20 protein-coding genes and 1 pseudogene are annotated in these 22,573 nt (G+C 63.3%); all 21 read left to right on the top strand.

Annotated elements, in window-relative coordinates:
• Nucleotides 1-4: 4 nt before the first annotated feature.
• The 21 genes and pseudogenes from FJ948_RS03485 to FJ948_RS03385 all read left to right on the top strand — a co-directional run bounded on the left by FJ948_RS03485 (nucleotide 5) and on the right by FJ948_RS03385 (nucleotide 22,261).
• Complete coding sequence (locus FJ948_RS03485; protein WP_140701782.1) at nucleotides 5-607, top strand: NADH-quinone oxidoreductase subunit C; 603 nt, start codon at nucleotides 5-7, stop codon at nucleotides 605-607.
• Nucleotides 607-1,797 carry an NADH-quinone oxidoreductase subunit D gene (locus FJ948_RS03480; RefSeq protein WP_140701781.1) on the top strand — a complete coding sequence of 397 codons (1,191 nt, stop codon included), beginning with the start codon at nucleotides 607-609 and terminating at the stop codon, nucleotides 1,795-1,797. Before FJ948_RS03485 ends, FJ948_RS03480 begins: the two co-directional genes overlap by 1 nt.
• A pseudogene (nuoE, locus tag FJ948_RS03475) lies at nucleotides 1,797-2,807 on the top strand (NADH-quinone oxidoreductase subunit NuoE); the annotation flags it as partial. The gene FJ948_RS03480 and the pseudogene nuoE, both read left to right, overlap by 1 nt.
• A gap of 22 nt (nucleotides 2,808-2,829) precedes the next feature.
• A complete protein-coding gene (nuoF, locus tag FJ948_RS03470) occupies nucleotides 2,830-4,134 on the top strand; it encodes an NADH-quinone oxidoreductase subunit NuoF (protein WP_140701779.1) in 1,305 nt (434 codons plus the stop codon).
• Nucleotides 4,135-4,199: 65 nt separating this feature from the next.
• Nucleotides 4,200-4,895 carry an NADH-ubiquinone dehydrogenase gene (locus tag FJ948_RS03465; RefSeq protein ID WP_140701778.1) on the top strand — a complete coding sequence of 232 codons (696 nt, stop codon included), beginning with the start codon at nucleotides 4,200-4,202 and terminating at the stop codon, nucleotides 4,893-4,895.
• A 73-nt stretch (nucleotides 4,896-4,968) separates the two neighbouring features.
• Nucleotides 4,969-7,050 (top strand): NADH-quinone oxidoreductase subunit NuoG, encoded by a 2,082-nt coding sequence (nuoG, locus tag FJ948_RS03460; RefSeq protein WP_140701777.1) that lies wholly within the window; start codon nucleotides 4,969-4,971, stop codon nucleotides 7,048-7,050.
• A gap of 2 nt (nucleotides 7,051-7,052) precedes the next feature.
• Nucleotides 7,053-8,096 (top strand): NADH-quinone oxidoreductase subunit NuoH, encoded by a 1,044-nt coding sequence (gene nuoH, locus FJ948_RS03455; RefSeq protein ID WP_140701776.1) that lies wholly within the window; start codon nucleotides 7,053-7,055, stop codon nucleotides 8,094-8,096.
• The gene (locus tag FJ948_RS03450) at nucleotides 8,096-8,353 is read left to right on the top strand and encodes a hypothetical protein (RefSeq protein WP_140701775.1); all 258 of its coding nucleotides are present in this window, start codon (nucleotides 8,096-8,098) and stop codon (nucleotides 8,351-8,353) included. Before nuoH ends, FJ948_RS03450 begins: the two co-directional genes overlap by 1 nt.
• On the top strand, nucleotides 8,350-8,841 hold the full coding sequence (gene nuoI / locus FJ948_RS03445) for an NADH-quinone oxidoreductase subunit NuoI (RefSeq protein ID WP_023812382.1): 492 nt from the start codon (nucleotides 8,350-8,352) through the stop codon (nucleotides 8,839-8,841). The genes FJ948_RS03450 and nuoI overlap by 4 nt, the downstream gene beginning before the upstream one ends.
• A 261-nt stretch (nucleotides 8,842-9,102) precedes the next feature.
• Complete coding sequence (locus FJ948_RS03440; protein WP_140701774.1) at nucleotides 9,103-9,723, top strand: NADH-quinone oxidoreductase subunit J; 621 nt, start codon at nucleotides 9,103-9,105, stop codon at nucleotides 9,721-9,723.
• A gap of 1 nt (nucleotide 9,724) precedes the next feature.
• Nucleotides 9,725-10,033: an NADH-quinone oxidoreductase subunit NuoK gene (gene nuoK / locus FJ948_RS03435; RefSeq protein WP_019858930.1), complete on the top strand. Its 309-nt coding sequence runs from the start codon at nucleotides 9,725-9,727 to the stop codon at nucleotides 10,031-10,033.
• Between the two features lie 10 nt (nucleotides 10,034-10,043).
• The gene (gene nuoL / locus FJ948_RS03430; RefSeq protein WP_140701773.1) at nucleotides 10,044-12,017 is read left to right on the top strand and encodes an NADH-quinone oxidoreductase subunit L; all 1,974 of its coding nucleotides are present in this window, start codon (nucleotides 10,044-10,046) and stop codon (nucleotides 12,015-12,017) included.
• Entirely contained in the window at nucleotides 12,017-13,522 is a 1,506-nt protein-coding gene (locus FJ948_RS03425; RefSeq protein WP_140701772.1) for an NADH-quinone oxidoreductase subunit M, read from the top strand. Before nuoL ends, FJ948_RS03425 begins: the two co-directional genes overlap by 1 nt.
• 19 nt (nucleotides 13,523-13,541) lie before the next feature.
• A complete protein-coding gene (gene nuoN / locus FJ948_RS03420) occupies nucleotides 13,542-14,978 on the top strand; it encodes an NADH-quinone oxidoreductase subunit NuoN (RefSeq protein ID WP_140701771.1) in 1,437 nt (478 codons plus the stop codon).
• A 4-nt stretch (nucleotides 14,979-14,982) separates the two neighbouring features.
• Entirely contained in the window at nucleotides 14,983-15,804 is an 822-nt protein-coding gene (locus tag FJ948_RS03415) for a biotin--[acetyl-CoA-carboxylase] ligase (protein WP_140701770.1), read from the top strand.
• A gap of 94 nt (nucleotides 15,805-15,898) precedes the next feature.
• Nucleotides 15,899-17,569, top strand: coding sequence for a ribonuclease J (locus tag FJ948_RS03410; RefSeq protein ID WP_140701769.1), 1,671 nt, complete (start codon nucleotides 15,899-15,901; stop codon nucleotides 17,567-17,569).
• A gap of 74 nt (nucleotides 17,570-17,643) precedes the next feature.
• Entirely contained in the window at nucleotides 17,644-18,048 is a 405-nt protein-coding gene (mce, locus tag FJ948_RS03405; RefSeq protein WP_140701768.1) for a methylmalonyl-CoA epimerase, read from the top strand.
• Nucleotides 18,045-18,329 (top strand): DUF1467 family protein, encoded by a 285-nt coding sequence (locus FJ948_RS03400; RefSeq protein ID WP_140701767.1) that lies wholly within the window; start codon nucleotides 18,045-18,047, stop codon nucleotides 18,327-18,329. The genes mce and FJ948_RS03400 overlap by 4 nt, the downstream gene beginning before the upstream one ends.
• Nucleotides 18,330-18,969: 640 nt before the next feature.
• Complete coding sequence (gene proS / locus FJ948_RS03395) at nucleotides 18,970-20,298, top strand: proline--tRNA ligase (protein WP_140701766.1); 1,329 nt, start codon at nucleotides 18,970-18,972, stop codon at nucleotides 20,296-20,298.
• Nucleotides 20,295-21,581 (top strand): lipoprotein-releasing ABC transporter permease subunit, encoded by a 1,287-nt coding sequence (locus FJ948_RS03390; RefSeq protein ID WP_140701765.1) that lies wholly within the window; start codon nucleotides 20,295-20,297, stop codon nucleotides 21,579-21,581. Before proS ends, FJ948_RS03390 begins: the two co-directional genes overlap by 4 nt.
• The gene (locus FJ948_RS03385; protein WP_181173547.1) at nucleotides 21,533-22,261 is read left to right on the top strand and encodes an ABC transporter ATP-binding protein; all 729 of its coding nucleotides are present in this window, start codon (nucleotides 21,533-21,535) and stop codon (nucleotides 22,259-22,261) included. The genes FJ948_RS03390 and FJ948_RS03385 overlap by 49 nt, the downstream gene beginning before the upstream one ends.
• Nucleotides 22,262-22,573: the final 312 nt, after the last annotated feature.

Genomic DNA, 22,573 nt, shown 5'->3' with positions numbered 1-22,573 from the left:
ATCCATGGCCGCATCCCTTAGCGAACTGTCGACCTATCTCGGCGAGAAGCTGCCTGGGCGCTTCAGTGACGCTGTGCTCGCTTATGGCGAGCTTACCGTTCACGTCGAGCCGGAAAACCTGATCGAGGTGATGGCCTTCCTGCGCGACGATGCGCGCTGCCAGTTCATCTCGATCATCGATGTCTGCGGCGCCGACTATCCGTCGCGGGCCAAGCGTTTCGACGTCGTCTATCACCTGCTTTCGCCGAAGCGGAATGTGCGCATCCGGGTCAAGGTGCAGGCCGACGAGGAGACGATGGTGCCTTCGATCACCGGCGTCTATCCCGGCGCCGATTGGTTCGAGCGCGAAACTTACGATCTCTATGGCGTGCTGTTTTCGGGCCATCCGGACCTGCGCCGCCTGCTGACCGACTACGGTTTCGAAGGCCATCCGCTGCGCAAGGATTTCCCGCTGACCGGTTTCGTCGAAGTGCGTTACGACGACGAAGCCAAGCGCGTCATCTACGAGCCTGTGGAACTGAAGCAGGAATTCCGCAATTTCGATTTTCTGTCCCCATGGGAAGGCACGGATTACGTGCTGCCAGGGGATGAGAAGGCAAAGCAGTAATGGCTGAAACCTCCGTCCGCAACTTTAACATCAACTTCGGACCTCAGCACCCTGCCGCGCACGGTGTTCTGAGGCTGGTTCTCGAGTTGGACGGCGAAGTGGTCGATCGGGTCGATCCGCATATCGGGCTTTTGCATCGCGGTACGGAAAAGCTGATCGAGGCAAAAACCTATCTGCAGGCGGTGCCTTATCTCGACCGGCTCGACTATTGCGCGCCGATGAACCAGGAGCACGCCTTTGCCTTGGCGGCCGAGCGCCTGCTCGGCATCGAGGTGCCGAGGCGCGGCCAGCTGATCCGCGTGCTCTATTGCGAAATCGGCCGCATCATGTCGCACATTCTCAATGTGACGACGCAGGCAATGGACGTCGGCGCGCTGACGCCGCCGCTGTGGGGCTTCGTCGAGCGCGAAAAGCTGATGGTGTTCTATGAGCGCGCCTCCGGCTCGCGCATGCACGCCGCCTATTTCCGCCCCGGCGGCGTCCACCAGGATCTGCCGCGCCAGCTGGTCGAGGATATCGGCAAGTGGATCGATCCCTTCCTGAGGTCGATCGACGATCTCGACAAGCTGCTCACCGGCAACCGCATCTTCAAGCAGCGCAATGTCGATATCGGCATCGTTTCGCTGGAAGATGCCTGGGCCTGGGGCTTTTCGGGCGTCATGGTGCGCGGCTCGGGTTCGCCATGGGACCTGCGCAAGTCGCAGCCCTATGAATGCTATTCGGAGATGGATTTCGACATCCCGATCGGCAAGAACGGCGACTGCTACGACCGTTACCTCGTTCGCATGGAAGAAATGCGCCAGTCGGCCAGGATCATGCGCCAGTGCGTCGATCTCCTGCTCGGCAAGGAAAGCACCGGCCCGGTGTCGAACCTCGACGGCAAGGTGGTGCCGCCCAAACGCCAGGCGATGAAGCGCTCGATGGAAGCGCTGATCCACCATTTCAAGCTCTACACCGAGGGCTATCGCGTGCCGGCCGGCGAGGTCTATGCGGCGGTCGAGGCGCCGAAGGGCGAGTTCGGCGTCTATCTCGTCTCCGACGGCACCAACAAGCCGTACCGCTGCAAGCTGCGCGCGCCGGGTTTCGCGCATTTGCAAGCCATGGATTTCCTGTGCCGCGGCCACATGCTGGCCGACGTCACCGCCGTTCTTGGCTCCCTCGACATCGTGTTTGGTGAGGTCGATCGCTAATGTCAGTCCGCCGTCTCGCAGAAGCCAGCGTCCAGCCAGCGTCCTTCGCCTTCAACAAGGCGAATGCGGCGGCGGCCAAGCAGTGGATCAAGAAGTATCCGAAGGGGCGCGAGCAGTCGGCGATCATTCCGCTGCTGATGATAGCGCAGGAGCAGGAAGGCTGGGTCACCAAGGCGGCGATCGAGACGATTTCGGACATGCTCGGCATGCCGCGTATTCGCGGTCTCGAGGTCGCGACCTTCTACACGCAGTATCAGCTCAATCCCGTCGGCACCCGCGCGCATATCCAGGTCTGCGGCACCACGCCCTGCATGCTGCGCGGCTCGGAAGCGCTGATGGATGTGTGCCGCTCGAAAATCCATCACGACCAGTTCCACACCAACGACAAGGGCACCTTGTCGTGGGAGGAGGTCGAGTGCCTCGGCGCCTGCGTCAACGCGCCGATGGTCATGGTGTTCAAGGATACGTTCGAGGATCTGACGCCGGAACGGCTGGCCGAAATCATCGATCTCTACGATGCCGGCAAGGGCGCTTCGGTGGCGCCGGGGCCGCAGAACGGCCGCACCGGCTCGGAGCCGGCCTCCGGCCTCACCACGCTGAAGAGTGAAAAGGCGATCCTCAAATCGACCCGCGATCGGGAAGCCCGGGAAGCGGCCAGGGCCGCCAAGGCGGCGCCAGACGCGATCATCGCCGCGCCAGTGCCGGCACCGGCGGCCCCCGCCGCGCCAGCCGCGCCCGGTCCGGTCGCTCCGTCAAAATCCAGCAGGCCAAAGACCGCAGCGCCGGAGACCAACCCGACGTTGAAGACGCCGTCGCCGGCCAAGGTCGCGCCGGTCACCGAGAGCGCTGCCAGCGTTGCGGCACCACTCCACTCGGCCGCCAACGCCAACAAGGCCGCTCCTGAGGTCGAGGCGACTCCAAAGCAACGCAGTGGACCGAAGAACCGGGCCGAACCGGGCAGCGCCTTCAAGGCGCCGGAGACCAAGCAGCCTGCCGCCAAGCCGACCAAGAAGCCGGTCTGAGGGACGAAAAATGCTTCAGGACAAAGACCGCATCTTCACCAACATCTACGGCCTCTTCGACAAGTCGCTGGCCGGCGCCATGGCGCGCGGCGCCTGGGACAACACGCCGGGGCTCATTGCCAAGGGCCGTGACTGGATCGTCAACGAGATGAAGGCGTCCGGCTTGCGCGGACGCGGCGGCGCCGGCTTCCCGACCGGCCTCAAATGGTCGTTCATGCCCAAGCAGAGCGACGGCCGGCCGAGCTATCTCGTCATCAACGCCGACGAATCCGAGCCCGGCACCTGCAAGGACCGCGATATCCTGCGCAACGATCCGCACACGCTGGTCGAAGGCGCGTTTCTGGCCGGCTTCGCCATGGGCGCGATTGCCGCCTACATCTATGTGCGCGGCGAGTTCATCCGCGAGCGCGAGGCGCTACAGCGGGCGATCGAGGAGGCTTACGAGGCCAAGCTGATCGGTAAGAACAACACATCGGGCTACGATTTCGAAATCTACATGCATCACGGCGCCGGCGCCTATATTTGCGGCGAGGAAACGGCGCTGCTGGAAAGCCTCGAAGGCAAGAAGGGCCAGCCCCGGCTTAAGCCGCCATTCCCGGCCAATGTCGGCCTCTATGGCTGCCCGACCACGGTCAACAATGTCGAATCAATCGCCGTGGCGCCGACCATTCTGCGCCGGGGGGCTGCCTGGTTCTCCTCCTTCGGTCGGCCCAACAATGTCGGCACCAAGCTGTTCTGCATCTCCGGCCACGTCAACAATCCGTGCACCGTCGAAGAGGCGATGTCGATCCCGTTCCGTGAACTGATCGAGACGCATTGCGGCGGCATTCGCGGCGGCTGGGACAATCTTCTGGCGGTCATTCCGGGCGGTGCCTCGGTGCCGCTGGTGCCGGCCGAGCAGATCATCGACACGCCGATGGATTTCGACGCACTGCGCGACCTCAAGTCCGGCCTCGGCACAGCGGCGGTCATCGTCATGGACAAGTCGACCGACGTCGTGAAGGCGATCGCGCGGTTGTCCTACTTCTACAAGCACGAGAGCTGCGGCCAGTGCACGCCGTGCCGCGAGGGCACAGGCTGGATGTGGCGGGTGATGGAGCGGCTGGTGCGCGGCGAGGCGCAGAAACGCGAGATCGACATGCTGCTCGACGTCACCAAGCAGGTCGAGGGCCATACGATCTGCGCGCTGGGCGACGCGGCGGCCTGGCCGATCCAGGGCCTGATGCGGCATTTCCGCGGCGAGGTGGAGCGGCGCATCGACGAGTTTTCGCGCAACGCGCACCGGGCCGAACCGGTGATGGTGGCGGCGGAATAAGAAGAAACTTTGAAGGCGGGAAGAAAACGGGGCGGGGCGAACGAAGAAACGACCAGGAGAACCCTATGGCGCCGTATTCGACACCCTACCCATTGATGCCCAATTTGGACCAGATCGAGAAGATGAACCAGGACCTGACCAGGATGATGCCGAAGGAGATGGCCAGCGCCGTCAACCTTTTTGTGCATCCTGTCGCGGGTGCGGCAGCGATGTCGGCGCTTGGCATCGGGCTCGCCAATCATGCGTTCGGCGTATGGATGGGCGCGCTTTCGGGCGCCGCCGAGGCGTCGCAGCGCCTCATGCAGCCGCTGATCGAGGATTTCGAGGCCAGGATCGAGCAATTCGAGGATGCGAACTCTTCGTCCACCCGGGCGCGGGCGAGGGCCAAGACCCTGATCGCCGAGGCGCAGTCCTTTGCCCAGGAAGTCACCGACATTGCCGCCAGGGAAGCCGCCACCACGGCGCCAGCGGCCGCCGCGCGTCCGGCAACGGGCGATGTGCCCGACGTGCTGATGCCCGAGGATTTCCGGCAGCCCAAGGCCATGGACAGGCCGGCGAAGCCTTCGGACCTGAAGGCGATATCGGGCATCGGCCCGAAGCTGGAGAAGGTGCTGAACGGCTTGGGTGTCTGGACTTACGCCCAGATCGCCGCATGGTCGCCGCAAGAGATCGCCTGGGTCGACGATTATCTGTCGTTCAACGGCCGCATCGGCCGCGACGACTGGACCGGCCAGGCCACGGCGCTGGCCGCGAAGAAGTGAATGAAATGTCGGGCGCTGCGTCTGCCGCGCCCGGAAAATGAGATTGCGGGAAATCCGCAGGGGTTTGAGACGAATGGCAAAGCTCAAGGTCGACGGGAAAGAAATCACTGTACCCGACCACTACACGCTGCTGCAGGCGGCGGAGGACGCTGGCGCGGAAGTGCCGCGCTTCTGCTTCCATGAGCGGCTGTCGATCGCCGGCAATTGCCGCATGTGCCTGATCGAGGTGAAGGGCGGGCCGCCCAAGCCTCAGGCCTCCTGCGCCATGGGCGTGCGCGACCTGCGCCCCGGCCCCAATGGCGAGCCGCCGGAAATCTTCACCAACACGCCGATGGTCAAGAAGGCCCGGGAAGGCGTGATGGAATTCCTGCTGATCAACCATCCGCTGGATTGCCCGATATGCGACCAGGGCGGCGAGTGCGACCTGCAGGACCAGGCGATGGCCTTCGGCGTCGATTCCTCGCGCTATCACGAGAACAAGCGCGCGGTCGAAGACAAGTATATCGGCCCGCTGGTCAAGACGGTGATGAACCGCTGCATCCACTGCACGCGCTGCGTCCGCTTCACCACCGAGGTTGCCGGCATTTCCGAACTTGGCCTGATCGGCCGTGGCGAGGATGCGGAGATCACCACCTATCTCGAACAGGCGATGACCTCGGAGCTGCAGGGCAATGTCATCGATCTCTGCCCAGTCGGCGCGCTGACCTCGAAGCCTTTCGCCTTCCAGGCGCGGCCGTGGGAACTGACCAAGACCGAATCCATCGACGTCATGGACGCCGTCGGCTCGGCGATCCGCGTCGACAGCCGTGGCCGCGAAGTGATGCGCATCCTGCCGCGCGTCAACGAGCAGGTGAACGAGGAATGGATTTCCGACAAGACCCGCTTCATCTGGGACGGCCTGCGCACGCAGCGCCTCGACCGCCCCTATGTACGCAAGGACGGCAAGCTGGTTCCGGCAAGCTGGGCCGAGGCCTTCGCGGCGATCAAGGGCGCGGTTTCGGCGGCAGCTCCCGACAAGATTGGCGCGATATCAGGCGATCTGGCGGCGGTGGAGGAGATCTACGCTCTGAAGCTCCTGATGGCCTCGCTTGGCTCGAAGAACACCGATTGCCGCCAGGATGGCGCGGCACTCGATCCAGCGCTCGGACGCGCCAGCTATATCTTCAACCCGACCATCGAAGGCATCGAGCAGGCCGACGCGGTGCTGATCATCGGCGCCAATCCGCGCTACGAGGCCTCGGTGCTCAATGCCCGCATCCGCAAGCGCTGGCGTCTCGGCAATCTCCCGGTCGGCGTCATCGGCGATGTCGGCGACACGCGCTATGACTACGAACAGCTGGGCGCCGGGCCGGATTCGCTTAAGGATCTGGCGGACGGCAACGGCAAGTTCTTCCAGACGCTGAAGAAGGCGACGCATCCCCTGATCATCGTCGGCCAAGGTGCGCTGGCGCGCGCCGATGGCGCGGCCGTGCTCGGCCAGGCGGCCAGGCTCGCCGCTGCCGTGAATGCTGCCCGGGCGGACTGGAACGGCTTTGCCGTGCTGCACAATGCGGCGGCGCGCGTCGGCGGCCTCGACCTCGGCTTCGTGCCGGGCGAGGGCGGCAAGACCGTAGCCGGCATGCTGGGCGAAACGGACGTGCTGTTCCTGCTCGGCGCCGACGAGATCGATATGTCGAAGACCGGCGGCGCCTTCGTCGTCTATGTCGGCACGCATGGCGACGCCGGCGCGCACCGCGCCAATGTCATCCTGCCGGCGGCGGCCTATACGGAGAAGTCCGGCACCTACGTCAACACCGAGGGGCGTGTGCAGCAGACCAACCGCGCCGGCTTCGCGCCGGGCGATGCGCGCGAGGATTGGGCGATCTTGAGAGCCCTATCGGATGTGCTGGGCAAGAAGCTGCCGTTCGACTCGCTGCCGCAGCTGCGTGCCAAGCTTTATGGCGAATACCCGCATCTGGCCCGCATCGATCAGGTCGCGGCCGGCAATGCCGAGGACATCGCCAATGTGGCGAAGCTCGGCGGGCGGCTGAACAAGGGCACGTTCACCTCGCCGGTCACGGATTTCTACCTGACCAATCCGATCGCGCGCGCGTCGGCCGTGATGGCTGAATGCTCGGCATTGGCCAAGAGCGGCTTCAAGCAGGCGGCGGAATAAGCATGGACACCTTCTTCTCCTTCTACGTGCTGCCGGCGCTGATCATTCTACTGAAATCGGTCGTGCTGATCGTTATCCTTTTGGTCTTCGTCGCCTACATTCTCTACGCCGACCGCAAGATCTGGGCGGCCGTGCAATTGCGCCGCGGCCCGAATGTCGTCGGCCCCTGGGGTACGCTGCAGGCCTTTGCCGACCTGCTGAAATTCGTCTTTAAGGAACCGGTCATCCCGTCCGGCGCCAACAAGGGGGTGTTCCTCCTGGCGCCGCTGGTCTCGGCGGTGCTGGCGATCTCGGCCTGGGCGGTCATTCCGGTCAATGAGGGCTGGGCGATCGCCAACGTCAATGTCGGCATCCTCTATGTCTTCGCCATCTCCTCGCTGGAGGTTTATGGCGTTATCATGGGCGGCTGGGCGTCCAACTCGAAATATCCATTCCTCGGCGCGCTGCGTTCGGCGGCGCAGATGGTGTCCTACGAGGTCTCGATCGGCTTCGTCATCGTCACCGTTCTGCTGACCGCCGGCTCGCTCAACCTCAGCGATATCGTGCTGTCGCAGCATGACGGAATTGGCACGCGGCTTGGCCTGCCCAACACCTTCCTCGACTGGAACTGGCTGGCGCTGTTCCCGATGTTCATCATCTTCTTCATCTCGGCGCTGGCCGAGACGAACCGGCCGCCCTTCGATCTGGTCGAAGCCGAATCGGAGCTGGTCGCCGGCCACATGGTCGAATATTCCTCGACGCCGTTCCTGCTGTTCTTCCTGGGCGAGTATGTCGCCATCGTCCTGATGTGCGCGCTGGCCACCATCCTGTTCCTCGGCGGCTGGCTGCCGCCCTTCGACTTCGCGCCCTTCACCTGGGTGCCGGGCGTCATCTGGTTCGTGCTGAAGGTCTGCTTCGTGTTCTTCGGCATCTCGATGGTGAAGGCCTTCGTGCCGCGCTACCGCTACGACCAGCTGATGCGGCTGGGCTGGAAAGTGTTCCTGCCGATCTCGCTGTTCATGGTCGTCGCCACCGCTGCTTTCCTCAAGATCACGGGGTTTGCGTGATGAGTGATATATCTGCGGGTTTTTTGGGAGTTGTTGCCGGCCTGCTTGTTGCCATGTTCGGCAATGTTGTTGTGTTGCCTTATGTGCTACGACAGCAGGGGCAGAAGCTCTCCGCAAACTACCGCGCTCCTATATTTAGTTGGGATAGGCAGCAAGTGGCGTCGCTCACGAGAGCCGCGTATCGCTTCCTGATGCCGATCCTGTTCGGGTTTGTTGGCGCCGTCACCGCAATTCAAGTATTTGGGGGTGCTGAATGAGTGCTCTGTCCCAGGCCGCCAAATCGCTGCTGCTGCAGGATTTCGTCAGCGCCTTCTTCCTGTCGATGCGCCAGTTCTTCGCGCCGAAGGAGACGATCAACTATCCGCATGAGAAGGGGCCGACCAGCCCGCGCTTCCGGGGCGAGCATGCGCTGCGCCGCTATCCCAATGGCGAGGAACGCTGCATTGCCTGCAAATTGTGCGAGGCGATCTGCCCGGCGCAGGCCATCACCATCGAGGCCGGGCCGCGCCGCAATGACGGCACGCGCCGCACCGTGCGCTACGACATCGATATGGTGAAGTGCATCTATTGCGGCTTCTGCCAGGAAGCCTGCCCGGTCGACGCCATTGTCGAGGGGCCGAATTTCGAGTTCGCGACGGAGACGCGCGAGGAACTCTACTACGACAAGGACAAGCTGTTGGCGAATGGCGACCGGTGGGAGCGCGAACTGGCGCGCAACATCTCGCTGGACTCGCCTTATCGGTGATTAGCGTGCTTCTCCCCATTCACGGGGAGAAGATGCCGGCAGGCAGATGAGGGCGGCGCCAAGGCTGCAAATCTCCGCGCTGCCCCTCATCCGGCCCTTCGGGCCACCTTCTCCCCGTGAACGGGGAGAAGGAACAAGAAAGTGGACGGCGCGACGTCGCACGTCTAAGGACAACGCGGCTTCGCTACCGGAGGCGGGACGAAGCCAAAGACAACAAACAGGACGAGCGTCCTGTTTGGACAGGAACCCGGGGGATCCCCAATGCTGAGTGGACTAGAGGCGGCCTTTTTCTACCTCTTCGCCTTTGTCGCGGTGGCATCGGCGTTCATGGTCATTTCGTCGCGCAACCCCGTGCATTCGGTGCTGTTCCTGATCCTGACCTTCTTCAACGCCGCCGGTCTGTTCATGCTGACCGGCGCCGAGTTCCTGGCGATGATCCTGCTCGTCGTCTATGTCGGCGCGGTGATGGTGCTGTTCCTGTTCGTCGTCATGATGCTCGACGTCGATTTCGCCGAGCTGAAGAGCGGCGCCCTGCAATACGCGCCGATCGGCGCGCTGGTCGGGCTGATCCTGGCGGCGGAGCTGATCATCGTGCTCGGCGGCTACACCTTCGCGCCAAAACTCGCCTCGACGGTCGCAAAGCCAATTCCGGACCTCGCCGCGCGTTCTAACACGGCCGCGCTCGGCGACATCCTCTATACCGACTACCTCTACTACTTCCAGATTTCGGGCTTCATCCTGCTGGTCGCCATGATCGGCGCCATCGTCTTGACGCTGCGCCACAAGGAAGGGGTCAAGCGGCAGTCGATCGCAGCCCAGGTCGGCCGCACGCCGGCGACCGGCATGGAAATCCGCAAGGTCAAGTCGGGCGAAGGAGTCTGAGATGGTCGTCGGCATCGCACATTATCTGACCGTATCGGCGATCCTGTTCACGCTCGGCGTGTTCGGCATCTTCCTGAACCGCAAGAACGTCATCGTCATCCTGATGTCGGTCGAGCTGATTCTGCTGGCGGTCAACATCAATTTCGTCGCCTTCTCGGCGGCGCTCGGCGATCTGGTCGGCCAGGTGTTCGCGCTGTTCGTGCTGACGGTCGCGGCGGCTGAAGCCGCGATCGGACTTGCCATTCTCGTCGTCTTCTTCCGCAACCGCGGCTCGATCGCGGTCGAAGACGTGAACATGATGAAGGGTTGACGGGGCGACTATGTATCAAGCGATCGTCTTCCTTCCGCTGCTCGGCTTCCTGATCGTGGGCCTGTTCGGCAACGCGCTCGGCGCCAAGGCATCCGAATACATCACCTCGGGCTTCCTGGTGATCTCGGCGGTGCTGTCTTGGGTTGCCTTCTTCAGCGTCGGCTTCGGCCACGGCGACGTGTTCACCGTGCCGGTGCTGCACTGGATCCAGTCCGGCGGGCTGGACGTCTCCTGGGCGCTCAGGATCGACACGCTGACGGTGGTGATGCTGGTGGTGGTCAACACCGTGTCGGCGCTGGTTCATATCTATTCGATCGGCTACATGCACCACGATCCGAACCGGCCGCGCTTCTTCGCCTATCTGTCGCTGTTCACCTTCGCCATGCTGATGCTGGTGACGGCAGACAACCTGGTGCAAATGTTCTTCGGCTGGGAAGGGGTGGGCCTCGCGTCCTACCTGCTGATCGGTTTCTGGTACAAGAAGCCCTCGGCCAATGCCGCGGCCATCAAGGCCTTCGTCGTCAACCGCGTCGGCGATTTCGGCTTCGCGCTCGGCATTTTCGGCGTGTTCGTGCTGTTCGGCTCGGTCAGTCTCGGCACCATCTTCGCCAATGCGGCGACGTTCATCCCGGCTGAAGGCGCACCGCAGGGGGCTGCTGTGCTCACCTTCCTCGGCCATGCGCTGGACAAGCAGGCGGCGATGACGGTCGTGTGCCTGCTGCTGTTCATGGGCGCCATGGGCAAGTCGGCGCAGGTGCCGCTGCACACCTGGCTGCCCGACGCCATGGAAGGCCCGACACCGGTGTCGGCACTCATCCATGCCGCCACCATGGTGACGGCCGGCGTGTTCATGCTGGCGCGGCTGTCGCCGCTGTTCGAGCTGTCGCATTCGGCGCTGACGGTGGTGACCTTCATCGGCGCCTTCACCGCTTTCTTCGCCGCGACCGTCGGTCTCGTCCAGAACGACATCAAGCGCGTCATCGCCTATTCGACCTGTTCGCAGCTCGGCTACATGTTCGTGGCGCTCGGCGTCGGCGCCTATGGCGCGGCGATCTTCCACCTGTTCACGCATGCCTTCTTCAAGGCGCTGCTGTTCCTCGGCTCGGGCTCGGTCATCCATGCCGTCTCCGACGAGCAGGACATGCGCAAGATGGGCGGTCTGAGGAAGCTGATCCCGACCACCTACTGGATGATGGTGATCGGCACGCTGGCGCTGACCGGCGTCGGCATTCCGGTGACCGTTATCGGTACCGCCGGATTCTTCTCCAAGGACGCCATCATCGAGACGGCCTTTGCCGGGCACAATTCCGTCGCGGGCCTGGCCTTCGTGCTGTTGGTCATCGCCGCCGGCTTCACCTCCTTCTATTCCTGGCGGCTGATCTTCATGACCTTCCATGGCAAGCCGCGGGCGAGCCACGAGGTGATGCATCACGTCCATGAATCGCCGCCGGTGATGCTGGTGCCGCTGTTCATTCTGGCGGCTGGTGCGCTGTTTGCCGGCATCATCTTCCACAATTCCTTCATCGGCGAAGGCTATGCCGAGTTCTGGAAGGCGTCGCTGTTCACGCTGCCGGACAACCATATCCTGCATGAAATCCATGAACTGCCGCTGTGGGTGGAGTTGTCGCCCTTCATCGCCATGCTGATCGGCCTGGCGCTGGCATGGAAGTTCTATATCCGCTCGCCGGAAATGCCGGCCAATCTCGCCGCGCAGCATCGCGGGCTCTACGCCTTCCTGCTCAACAAGTGGTATTTCGACGAGCTCTACGACTTCTTGTTCGTGCGCCCGGCGAAGGCACTCGGCCACTTCCTGTGGAAGACCGGCGACGGGACCATCATCGACGGGCTCGGACCTGACGGCATTTCGGCACGCGTCGTCGATGTCACCAACCGCGTCGTCAAGCTGCAGACCGGCTATCTCTACCACTACGCCTTCGCCATGCTGATCGGCGTTGCCGCACTCGTCACCTGGATGATGCTCTGATGACCGCCTGGCCAATTCTCTCGCTGGTCACCTTCCTGCCGCTGGTTGGTGCGCTGTTGATCCTGTTCATCAGGGATGACAGCGAAAACGCGCGCCGCAACATCCGCGCGATCGCGTTCATAACCACGGCTTTCACCTTCGTGGTATCGCTGTTCATCTGGACCGGCTTCGATAATTCGCAGGCCGGCTTCCAGTTCGTCGAGAAGACCGCCTGGCTCGACTCCGGCATTTCCTACCATATGGGCGTCGACGGCATTTCCATGCTGTTCGTCATCCTGACGACCTTCCTGATGCCGCTTTGCATCCTGGCCTCGTGGGAAGCGATCGAGAAGCGCGTCAAGGCCTATATGATCGCCTTCCTGCTCTTGGAAACGCTGATGATCGGCGTGTTCTGCGCGCTCGACATCGTGCTGTTCTACGTCTTCTTCGAAGCCGGCCTGATCCCGATGTTCATCATCATCGGCGTCTGGGGCGGCAAGCGGCGCGTCTACGCCTCGTTCAAGTTCTTCCTCTATACGCTCGCCGGTTCGGTGCTGATGCTGCTCGCCATCATGGCGATGTTCTTCCAGGCCGGCACGACCGACATCCCGACGCTTCTGACGCACAATTTCCCGGCCAACATGCAGACCTGGCTATGGCTTGCCTTCTTCGCCTCCTTCGCGGTGAAGATGCCGATGTGGCCGGTGCACACCTGGTTGCCCGACGCGCACGTCGAGGCGCCGACGGCCGGTTCCGTCATCCTGGCCGGCATCCTCCTGAAAATGGGCGGGTACGGTTTCCTGCGCTTCTCCTTGCCGATGTTCCCGCTGGCCTCCGAAATGTTCGCGCCGCTGGTGTTCACGCTCTCGGTCGTCGCCATCATCTACACCTCGCTGGTGGCGCTGATGCAGGAGGACATGAAGAAGCTGATCGCCTATTCGTCGGTCGCCCATATGGGCTTCGTCACCATGGGCATCTTCGCCATGAACCAGGAAGGCGTGCAGGGCGCGATCTTCCAGATGCTGAGCCACGGCCTGGTCTCGGGCGCGCTGTTCCTATGTGTCGGCGTCATCTACGACCGCATGCACACGCGTGAGATCGCGGCCTATGGCGGCCTGGTCAACAACATGCCGAAATACGCCACCGTGTTCCTGATCTTCACCATGGCCAATGTCGGACTGCCGGGCACGTCGGGCTTCGTCGGCGAATTCCTGACCATGCTGGGCGTCTTCCGGGTCAACACCTGGGTGGCGTTCTTCGCCGCTACCGGCGTCATCCTGTCGGCCGCCTACGCGCTCTGGCTCTACCGCCGGGTGATCTTCGGCGCGCTGACCAAGGACAGCCTGAAGGGCCTGCTCGACCTCTCGACCCGCGAGAAGGCGATCATCTATCCGCTGGTCATCCTGGTCATCTTCTTCGGCGTCTATCCCGCCCCCGTCTTCGACGCGACGGCTCAGTCGGTCAAGTCGCTCGTCACCAATGTCACCGCATCCATCGGCGCCGCGCAGACCGCGGCGGCGAACTGACCCAGGGGTTTTGCGAACCATGACGCCGGACCTTCTCTCCAGCCTGTCGCTCTCGACGCCCGAGCTGATCCTTGCCATCGGCGCGCTCGCGCTGCTGATGGTCGGGGCCTATTCGCGTTCCAACACCGCCAATACGGTGACCGGCCTTGCCGTCGCGGTGCTGGTGATCGCGGGCGCCTGGCTGATCTTTTCGACGGGGCAGGGCAGCGCCTATGGCAACGCCTTCGTCCAGGATTCCTTCGCCCGCTTCATGAAGGTGCTGGCGCTGGTCGGCTCGGCGGTGACGCTGGTGATGTCGATGCGCTTTGCCAAGGCGGAGCGTTTCGACAAGTTCGAATATCCGGTGCTGATCCTGCTCTGCACGCTTGGCATGATGCTGATGATCTCGGCCAACGGCATGATCGGGCTCTATCTCGGCCTCGAACTGCAGTCGCTGGCGATCTATGTGCTGGCCGCGATCAACCGCGACAATCTGCGTTCGACCGAAGCCGGCCTGAAATATTTCGTCCTCGGCGCACTGTCGTCGGGCATGCTGCTCTACGGCATCAGCCTGGTCTATGGTTACACCGGCAACACCGGCTTCCAGGAGATCGCAACGGCGCTGGGCAGCGGCGAACGCCAGCTTGGCCTCGTCTTCGGCCTCGTCTTCGTGCTGGCCGGGCTTGCCTTCAAGATCTCGGCGGTGCCGTTCCACATGTGGACTCCGGACGTCTATGAGGGCGCGCCAACCCCGGTAACGGCCTTCCTGGCCGCGGCACCGAAGATGGCGGCGATGGCGCTGATCGTGCGCGTCACCATGGGGGCGTTCAAGCCGATCGCTTCCGACTGGCAGCAGATCATCGTCTTCATCTCGATCGCCTCGATGGCGCTCGGCGCCTTCGCCGCCATCGGCCAGACCAACATCAAGCGGCTGATGGCCTATTCCTCGATCGGCCATATGGGCTATGCGCTGGTCGGCCTTGCCGCCAACAGCCAGGCCGGCGTGCGCGGTGTTGCCATCTACATGCTGATCTATTTGGTGATGACGCTCGGCACTTTCGCCTTCATCCTCGCCATGCGGCGCAAGGAGGGCAATGTCGAGCAGATCAGCGATCTCGCCGGCCTGTCGTCGACCAACCCGGTCATGGCGACGATCCTGACCATCCTGATGTTTTCGCTGGCCGGCATTCCGCCGCTCGCTGGCTTCTGGGGGAAGTGGTACGTCTTCCTCGCCGCCATCAACGCCAATCTCTATGCGCTGGCGATCATCGGCGTGCTGGCCTCGGTGGTGGGCGCCTACTATTATCTGCGCATCATCAAGATCATGTGGTTCGACGAGCCGGTCGGCGGCTTCTTGCCGATGGCCAGCGAATTGCGCCTCGTGCTCGGCGTCAGCGGCGCCTTCGTGCTGTTCTACGTGCTGATCGGCGGCCCGATCGGCACCTATGCCGAAGCCGCCGCCAAGACATTTTTCTGACGGGATGGCATTTCGGCTGGCTCCAACCTCGGCGTCGGAAGGGTTCCGGCTCGAGGCGCATGACAGTGTCGGCTCCACCAACGCGCTGGCGCTGGACCATGCCCGCGCCGGCGACCCGGGCAAGCTCTGGGTCGTTTCCAAGAAGCAGGAAAGCGGGCGAGGCCGGCGTGGCCGTGCCTGGGCAACGCCGCAAGGCAATCTGGCGGCGACGCTGCTCGTCCTCACCGGCGGCGAGCTGCGCCTTGCCGCGACGCTCGGTTTCGTCGCCGGACTGGCGCTGGCCGACGCGCTCGACGCGGTGGTGCCGAAGGGCCGCATCGCGATAGGGCTGGACGGCGCGAGCCAGGGACAGAACCGCTTCGAGCTGAAATGGCCGAACGATGTGCTGGCGTCCGGGGCGAAGCTCGCCGGCATCCTGCTGGAGTCGGCCATGCTCGACGGTGGCCGCTTCGCGGTGGCGGTCGGCATAGGCGTCAATGTCGTGGCGCATCCGCAGGATCTGCCCTATCCCGCGACATCGCTCCACGCGCTGGGCGCGGCTTGCGATGCCGAGACGCTGTTCCTGGCGCTATCCGACGCCTGGAGCGAGAATGCCCGTCTTTGGGATGAAGGGCGTGGCCTTGCCGCCATCAGGAAGCGTTGGCTGGCCCGCGCCGCGGGCCTCGGCGGCGAGGTTGCTGTCAGAATTGACGGTAATGTGGTGCGTGGCGTGTTCGAGACCATTGACGAGGACTGCCGTTTCGTGATCCGCGACGATGAGGGTTCTGTCCTGACGGTCGCCGCCGGCGATGTGCATTTCGGCGCGGTCGCGTCCGCGCGGATATAGTTTTGTTTTTGAGCAATTCCGGCCTGAAAACCGTTAGATACGTTTGCTGGAATTGCTTTAACGGCTTGGCCCGAGGGCCAGGAAGGGAAAAATAATGGCGAAAGCGGACAACGCCGAACTCGTCTTCGTGCCGCTCGGCGGCGTCGGCGAGATCGGCATGAACTTCGCCCTCTACGGCTACGGCCCGCCGAGCGCGCGCGAATGGATCGTCATCGATGTCGGCGTCACCTTTCCCGACGCGGCGCATCCGGGCGTCGACCTGATCCTGCCCGACACGCGCTTCATCGAGGAGAACCTCGCCAATTTGCGCGGCATCATCATCACCCACGCGCATGAGGACCATTACGGCGCGCTGCTCGACATCTGGCCGAAGCTGAAGGCGCCGGTCTGGATGACGCCGTTCAGCGCCGGCCTGCTGGACGCCAAGCGGCAAGGCGAGCAGGGCGCGCCGAAAATCCCGGTGACGATCTACCAGGCCGGCGAAAAGTTCACCGTCGGTCCCTTCGAGATCGAAGCCATTCCGGTGGCGCACTCGATTCCAGAACCCATGTCGCTGGCAATCACGTCGCCGGCGGGCACCGTCATCCACACCGGCGACTGGAAGATCGATCCGGAACCAACGATCGGACCCAAGACCGACGAAGCGCGGTTTCGCGCCTATGGCGACAAGGGCGTGCTGGCGCTGATCTGCGATTCGACCAATGCGCTGCGCGAAGGCGAATCGCCTTCGGAAGTGGCCGTGGGCGAGGGGCTGAAGGGCGTCATCCAGGCCGCCAAGGGCCGCGTCGCCGTCACCACATTCTCCTCCAATGTCGGGCGCATCGTTTCGATCGCCCGGGCGGCACGCGATGCCGGCCGCCAGTGTCTCGTGCTCGGCCGCTCGCTGAAGCGCGTCATCGATGTGGCCGACGAGCTTGGCTACATGGACGGGCTGCCGGAGTTCATCGCCGAGGAGGACTTCGGCTTCATCCCGCGCGAAAACCTGGTCATCATCTGCACCGGCAGCCAGGGGGAGCCGCTGGCGGCCCTTGCCAAGCTGTCGCGCGACGAGATGAAATCGGTGTCGCTGACGGCGGGCGACACGGTGGTGTTTTCCTCGCGCACCATTCCCGGCAACGAGAAGGCGATCCTCGAAATCAAGAACCGCCTCATCGATCTCGGCATAAAGATCATCGAGGACGGCGATGCGCTGGTGCACGTCTCCGGCCACCCCCGGCGCAGCGAATTGCGCAAAATGTACGAATGGGTGCGCCCGCAAATCGGCGTTCCCGTGCATGGCGAGGCGGCGCATCTGGTGGCGCAGGGCTCGCTGATGTCAACCTCCGGCATCGGCCAGGTGGCGCAGGTGCGCGACGGCGACATGCTGCGGCTCGCGCCTGGTCCCGCCACGATCATCGACCAGGTGCCGTTCGGCCGCGTCTACAAGGACGGCAACCTGATCGGCACCGATCAGGCGATGGGCATTCGCGACCGGCGCAAACTGTCCTTTGCCGGTCATGTCGCGGTCAATGTCGTGCTCGATGACAAGTATGAGCTGGCCGGCGATCCCGATCTGGTCGCCATCGGCGTCGCCGAGGCGGATGCCAGCGGCGAGACGCTCGAGGATTTGATGATCGACGCGGCCGTCGGCGCGGTCGATTCGATCCCGCGGCAGCGCCGCAAGGACCTCGACCTGGTGCAGGAGGCGGTACGGCGCGCGGTGCGTGGCGCGGCCAACGAAGCCTGGGGCAAGAAGCCGCTGGTGACGGTGTTTGTGACTAGGTAGTGAGTAGTGAATAATGAATAGTCATGTCCGCTGTTTGGTACCACTCACTACTCACTACCCCCCGGAGTGAACCAATGCTCGGACGGCTGAACCATGTCGCGCTTGCGGTGCCCGATCTGGCTGCAGCCATTGCCGCTTACCGCGACACGCTCGGCGCCGAAGTGACCGAGCCGCAGGCGTTGCCGGAGCATGGCGTCACCGTGGTGTTCGTCAATGTCGGCAACACCAAGATCGAATTGCTGGAGCCGCTGGGCGAGAACTCGCCGATCGCGGCGTTCCTGGCGAAGAACCCGTCCGGCGGCATGCATCATCTCTGCTACGAGGTCGACGACATCCTGGCCGCGCGCGACCAGCTCAAGGCCGCCGGTGCCCGCGTGCTGGGCGACGGCAATCCAAAGCCAGGGGCGCATGGCAAGCCGGTACTGTTCCTGCATCCGAAGGATTTCTTCGGCACGCTGATCGAACTGGAGCAATCATGAGCTGGGTCTCGTTCACGGCGCTGTTTTTCGCGACCTGGTGGGTGGTGCTGTTTGCCGTCCTGCCGTTCAGCGTCAGGACGCAGGACGACGATCGCGAGGTGACGCTGGGCACGGTTCCGAGCGCGCCGCGCGGGCCACATATGTTGCGCGCCGTGATCCGCACCACCATCGCGACGGCTGTTCTGATGGGCATTTTCTATGGCCTGACGCATGGGCTGGGATACAGCCTCAATGACATCCCGCACATCGTGCCGGATTTCGGCCAGACCCCGGCCAAGTAGGTAGCCCCGGCAAAGGTGCTTCGACGAGATCGAAGCCGCGGATGGGCATCGGGACGCCGACCGGTCTGGCGGCCATGAGCTGCTGACGCAAGGTCATGTAGCCCGGCAAATCACGGTGCTAACCAGATGATTGCACAAAAAAAATGCAAGGCACGAGGCCTTGCAATTAAACGCGTCCGATCTGTTTCCGGTTTCCGGCGGCAGCGAGTAACCGCGCCTAGATCGCATCCTCCCAAGACTTTGACCGCGTAGGAAGGCAGATTTTTTTCTGCCCTCTCGGTTATCGGGGCACATTAGCCCAACCGAAATGAAAATGTCACGAAGAATTTTGCCTTGAAACGGGCATTCTCGTGCTGCACTGCACAATAGTGCGGCAGGCTTTGCTTTTGAAACGAACAGCAAGCCTTCGCGCCATGTTCACGATTGACGCGCGCAAAGAATTGGCGCGTCAACCCTAAGAGGTTCGGTGGGTTCCATTGTCGGCGCCGGCATATCCGAAGCGAGGGATTCCGGGCCGGAAGCGGCCGATGTGCCGGCATGTCCGGGTTTCCATTCCGTCATGAAATCGCTATGAAGCCGGGGCAAGCAAGCCTGCGCCGCGTCGATTCTGGCGTGGCCATTCTCATTCACGGACCAGTCCATGCGTTTGTCGCGCTATTTCCTGCCTATCCTCAAAGAAAATCCGCGCGAGGCCGAAATCGTCTCGCATCGGCTGATGCTGCGCGCCGGCATGATTCGCCAGCAGGGGCAGGGCAGTTTTTCCTGGCTGCCATTGGGCAAGCGGGTGCTGGACAAGGTCTGCAAGATCATCCGCGAGGAGCAGAACCGCGCCGGCGCGCTGGAGATCCTGATGCCGACCATCCAGTCGGCCGATCTTTGGCGCGAGAGCGGTCGTTACAACGACTACGGCAAGGAGATGCTGCGCATCAAGGACCGGCAGGACCGCGACATGCTCTACGGTCCGACCAACGAGGAAATGGTCACCGAGATTTTTCGCGCCTACGTCAAGTCCTACAAGGACCTGCCGCTCAACCTCTACCATATCCAGTGGAAGTTCCGTGACGAGGTGCGGCCGCGCTTCGGCGTCATGCGTTCGCGCGAATTCCTGATGAAGGACGCCTATTCCTTCGATCTCGACTTCGAGGGAGCGCGGGCCGCCTATAACAGGATGTTCGTCTCCTACCTCAGGACCTTCACGCGCATGGGGCTGCAGGCCATCCCGATGCGGGCCGACACCGGGCCAATCGGCGGCGATCTCAGCCACGAATTCATCATCCTGGCCGACACCGGCGAAAGCCAGGTCTTCTGCCATCGCGATTACCTGTCGCTCGCCGTGCCCGGCGCCAACACCGATTTCGCCGACGACGGGGAGATCGCCGATATCGTCAAGATTTGGACGACGCCTTACGCCGCCACCGACGAGATGCATGACGAAGCGGCCTGGGAGAAGGTTCCGTCAGCCGACCAGGTGTCGGCGCGCGGCATCGAGGTCGGACACATCTTCCACTTCGGCGAAAAATATTCCAAGCCCATGGGCGCCAAGGTGACCGGGCCCGACGGCAAGGATCATTTCGCCTCGGGCGGCTCCTACGGTATCGGCCCGTCGCGGCTGGTGGCGGCGATCATCGAGGCCAGCCACGACGAGAACGGCATCATCTGGCCTGAAGCAGTGGCGCCGTTCGATATCGGGCTGATCAACATGAAGGCGGGCGACCCCGACTGCGACCGCGTCTGCGACGAGCTCAACGCCGCCTTCACCGCCGCCGGCAAGGACGTGCTCTACGACGATACCGACCAGCGGCCGGGCGGCAAGTTCGCCACCGCCGACCTGATCGGCCTGCCCTGGCAGGTGATCGTCGGCCCGCGCGGCGTGGCCGCCGGCGAAGTCGAGATCAAGAACCGCAAAACCGGCGAGCGCGTGACGCTGCCGATCGCCGACGCGGCGAAACGCTTCGGTGCCGCCGCATGAGCGAGACGGCGGCTGCGAGATCGGCGGGCGCCGGCCCGTTTTCCGTCTTCGAACGCACGGTCGCGTGGCGCTATTTGCGTTCGCGACGCAAGGAGACGGTGATCTCGGTGATCGCCTCGATCTCCTTCCTCGGCATCATGCTGGGGGTGGCGACGCTGATCGTTGTCATGGCCGTGATGAACGGGTTCCGCGCAGAGCTTTTGACGCGCATCCTTGGCGTCAACGGCCATCTGATCGTGCAGCCGCTCGATTCTCCGCTTGAGGACTACGCCCAGGTCGCGGCCCGCATCAACGGTGTATCGGGCGTCAAATACGCCATTCCGCTGATCGATGGCCAGGTGCTGGCGCAAGGCAATGTCGGTGGCGGCACCGGCGCGCTGGTGCGCGGTATCAGGGGCGAAGATCTCGGCAAGATCGCCATCGTGGCCAGCAACATCAAGCAAGGCACGCTCGCCGATTTCGACACGGGCGAGGGCGTGGCCATCGGCAAGCGCATGGCCGAGAATCTCGGCCTGACGCTGGGCGACACCATCACGCTCATCTCGCCGGATGGCGACGTGACGCCGATCGGCACGACGCCGCGCATGAAGGGCTACAAGATATCGGCGATCTTCGAAGTCGGCATGTCGGAATATGACACCTCCATCGTCTATATGCCGTTCTCCGAAGCGCAGCTCTATTTCAACATGGACGGCCGGGCGCAGACGATCGAGATCTATGTCGACAATCCCGACGATGTCGACGCGCTGAAGCCGAAGGTGGAGGCGGCGGCGCAGCGGCCGATCGACATGGTCGACTGGCGCCAGCGCAACGAAACCTTCTTTTCCGCGCTGCAGGTCGAGCGCAACGTCATGTTCATGATCCTGACGCTGATCGTGCTGGTGGCGGCGCTCAACATCATTTCCGGACTGATCATGCTGGTGAAGGACAAGGGGCACGACATCGCCATCCTGCGCACCATGGGCGCCTCACGCGGCGCCATCCTGCGCATCTTCCTGATGACGGGAGCCGCGATCGGCGTCACCGGCACGCTCGCCGGCGTGCTGCTCGGCGTCGTCATCTGCACCAACATCGAATCGATCCGCCAGTTCTTTTCCTGGATGACCGGCAAGGTGCTGTTCAATCCGGAGCTCTATTTCCTCAGCCAGTTGCCGGCCAAGATGGATCCGCGCGAGACGACCTATGTCATCATCATGGCGCTGGCGCTGTCCTTCCTGGCAACCGTGTTTCCCGCATGGCGGGCCGCCCGCCTCGATCCGGTCGAAGCCTTGAGGTACGAGTAGTGGCCGAGGTCATTATCGAGCTGAAGAGCGTCGAGCGGCACTATGTTCAGGGGCCGCGCAAGCTCACCATCCTGAACGGCGCCGATTTCTCGCTGCGGCGTGGCGAGATGGTGGCGCTGGTGGCGCCGTCCGGCACCGGCAAGTCGACGCTGCTGCACACGGCCGGCCTGCTGGAGCGTCCCGACGCCGGCGACGTGATCCTGTCCGGCCGGGCCTGCGGCCGGCTGTCCGACGACGAGCGCACATCGATCCGCCGCAACGATGTCGGCTTCGTCTATCAGTTCCATCATTTGCTGCCGGAGTTTTCGGCGCTGGAAAACATCATGATGCCGCAGCTCATCAAGGGGCTGTCGCGTAAGGAAGCGGCCGAACGCGCGGCGCAGCTGCTCGACTACATGCAGATCGGCAAGCGAGCGTCGCACCGGCCATCCGAGCTGTCCGGCGGCGAACAGCAGCGCGTCGCCATCGCGCGCGCGGTCGCCAACGCGCCGCTGGTGCTGCTTGCCGACGAGCCGACAGGCAATCTCGACCCGGTCACCGCTTCCTACGTCTTCGAGGCGCTGGGGGCGCTGGTCCGGCAATCGGGGCTCGCCGCGCTGATCGCCACCCACAATCACGAACTGGCCTCGCGCATGGACCGGCGCGTGACGCTCGCCGACGGCAAGGTGGTGCCGCTTTAAGGCACGCCGATATTCGGATGAGCCTCGGTTCGGCCTGATCCGAATCTCGACGCGCCTGGAATCGCGCCAAGAAATCTCCATCAACCTTTTCTTAACCCTGCGAAACCGACTACCACGAATTCGCATCCGGGGGCTTTGAGGTGCGTTGACATTGAAACAAAATTAGAACAAATTGCGAACATATCAACAACAGGAGAGAGCTATGACCGATCTGGTTCAGGATGTCGTCTCGCTGGTTTGCATGAGTGCCTTCCTTGTTTCCATGGCGATCTGGATCGGAGCCATGTGATTTGGCGGCGCCCGCCGTCGCTG

Origin of the sequence: Mesorhizobium sp. B2-3-12, assembly GCF_006442205.1 — a bacterium.
GTDB lineage: Bacteria > Pseudomonadota > Alphaproteobacteria > Rhizobiales > Rhizobiaceae > Mesorhizobium.
The sequence above is the reverse complement of the archived record's forward strand: the minus strand, read 5'-3'. Positions and strand labels throughout refer to the sequence as shown.

Coding starts and splice junctions, on each gene's coding strand:
- FJ948_RS03390 (WP_140701765.1), top strand. CDS start 20,295: ATGAGCGAGACGGCGGCTGCGAGATCGGCGGGCGCCGGCCCGTTTTCC.
- nuoH (WP_140701776.1), top strand. CDS start 7,053: ATGGACACCTTCTTCTCCTTCTACGTGCTGCCGGCGCTGATCATTCTA.
- nuoF (WP_140701779.1), top strand. CDS start 2,830: ATGCTTCAGGACAAAGACCGCATCTTCACCAACATCTACGGCCTCTTC.
- FJ948_RS03440 (WP_140701774.1), top strand. CDS start 9,103: ATGCTGAGTGGACTAGAGGCGGCCTTTTTCTACCTCTTCGCCTTTGTC.
- FJ948_RS03485 (WP_140701782.1), top strand. CDS start 5: ATGGCCGCATCCCTTAGCGAACTGTCGACCTATCTCGGCGAGAAGCTG.
- nuoL (WP_140701773.1), top strand. CDS start 10,044: ATGTATCAAGCGATCGTCTTCCTTCCGCTGCTCGGCTTCCTGATCGTG.
- nuoI (WP_023812382.1), top strand. CDS start 8,350: ATGAGTGCTCTGTCCCAGGCCGCCAAATCGCTGCTGCTGCAGGATTTC.
- nuoK (WP_019858930.1), top strand. CDS start 9,725: ATGGTCGTCGGCATCGCACATTATCTGACCGTATCGGCGATCCTGTTC.
- nuoG (WP_140701777.1), top strand. CDS start 4,969: ATGGCAAAGCTCAAGGTCGACGGGAAAGAAATCACTGTACCCGACCAC.
- FJ948_RS03465 (WP_140701778.1), top strand. CDS start 4,200: ATGGCGCCGTATTCGACACCCTACCCATTGATGCCCAATTTGGACCAG.
- FJ948_RS03385 (WP_181173547.1), top strand. CDS start 21,533: ATGGCGGGCCGCCCGCCTCGATCCGGTCGAAGCCTTGAGGTACGAGTA.
- FJ948_RS03415 (WP_140701770.1), top strand. CDS start 14,983: ATGGCATTTCGGCTGGCTCCAACCTCGGCGTCGGAAGGGTTCCGGCTC.
- mce (WP_140701768.1), top strand. CDS start 17,644: ATGCTCGGACGGCTGAACCATGTCGCGCTTGCGGTGCCCGATCTGGCT.
- FJ948_RS03410 (WP_140701769.1), top strand. CDS start 15,899: ATGGCGAAAGCGGACAACGCCGAACTCGTCTTCGTGCCGCTCGGCGGC.
- FJ948_RS03425 (WP_140701772.1), top strand. CDS start 12,017: ATGACCGCCTGGCCAATTCTCTCGCTGGTCACCTTCCTGCCGCTGGTT.
- proS (WP_140701766.1), top strand. CDS start 18,970: ATGCGTTTGTCGCGCTATTTCCTGCCTATCCTCAAAGAAAATCCGCGC.
- nuoN (WP_140701771.1), top strand. CDS start 13,542: ATGACGCCGGACCTTCTCTCCAGCCTGTCGCTCTCGACGCCCGAGCTG.
- FJ948_RS03450 (WP_140701775.1), top strand. CDS start 8,096: ATGAGTGATATATCTGCGGGTTTTTTGGGAGTTGTTGCCGGCCTGCTT.
- FJ948_RS03480 (WP_140701781.1), top strand. CDS start 607: ATGGCTGAAACCTCCGTCCGCAACTTTAACATCAACTTCGGACCTCAG.
- FJ948_RS03400 (WP_140701767.1), top strand. CDS start 18,045: ATGAGCTGGGTCTCGTTCACGGCGCTGTTTTTCGCGACCTGGTGGGTG.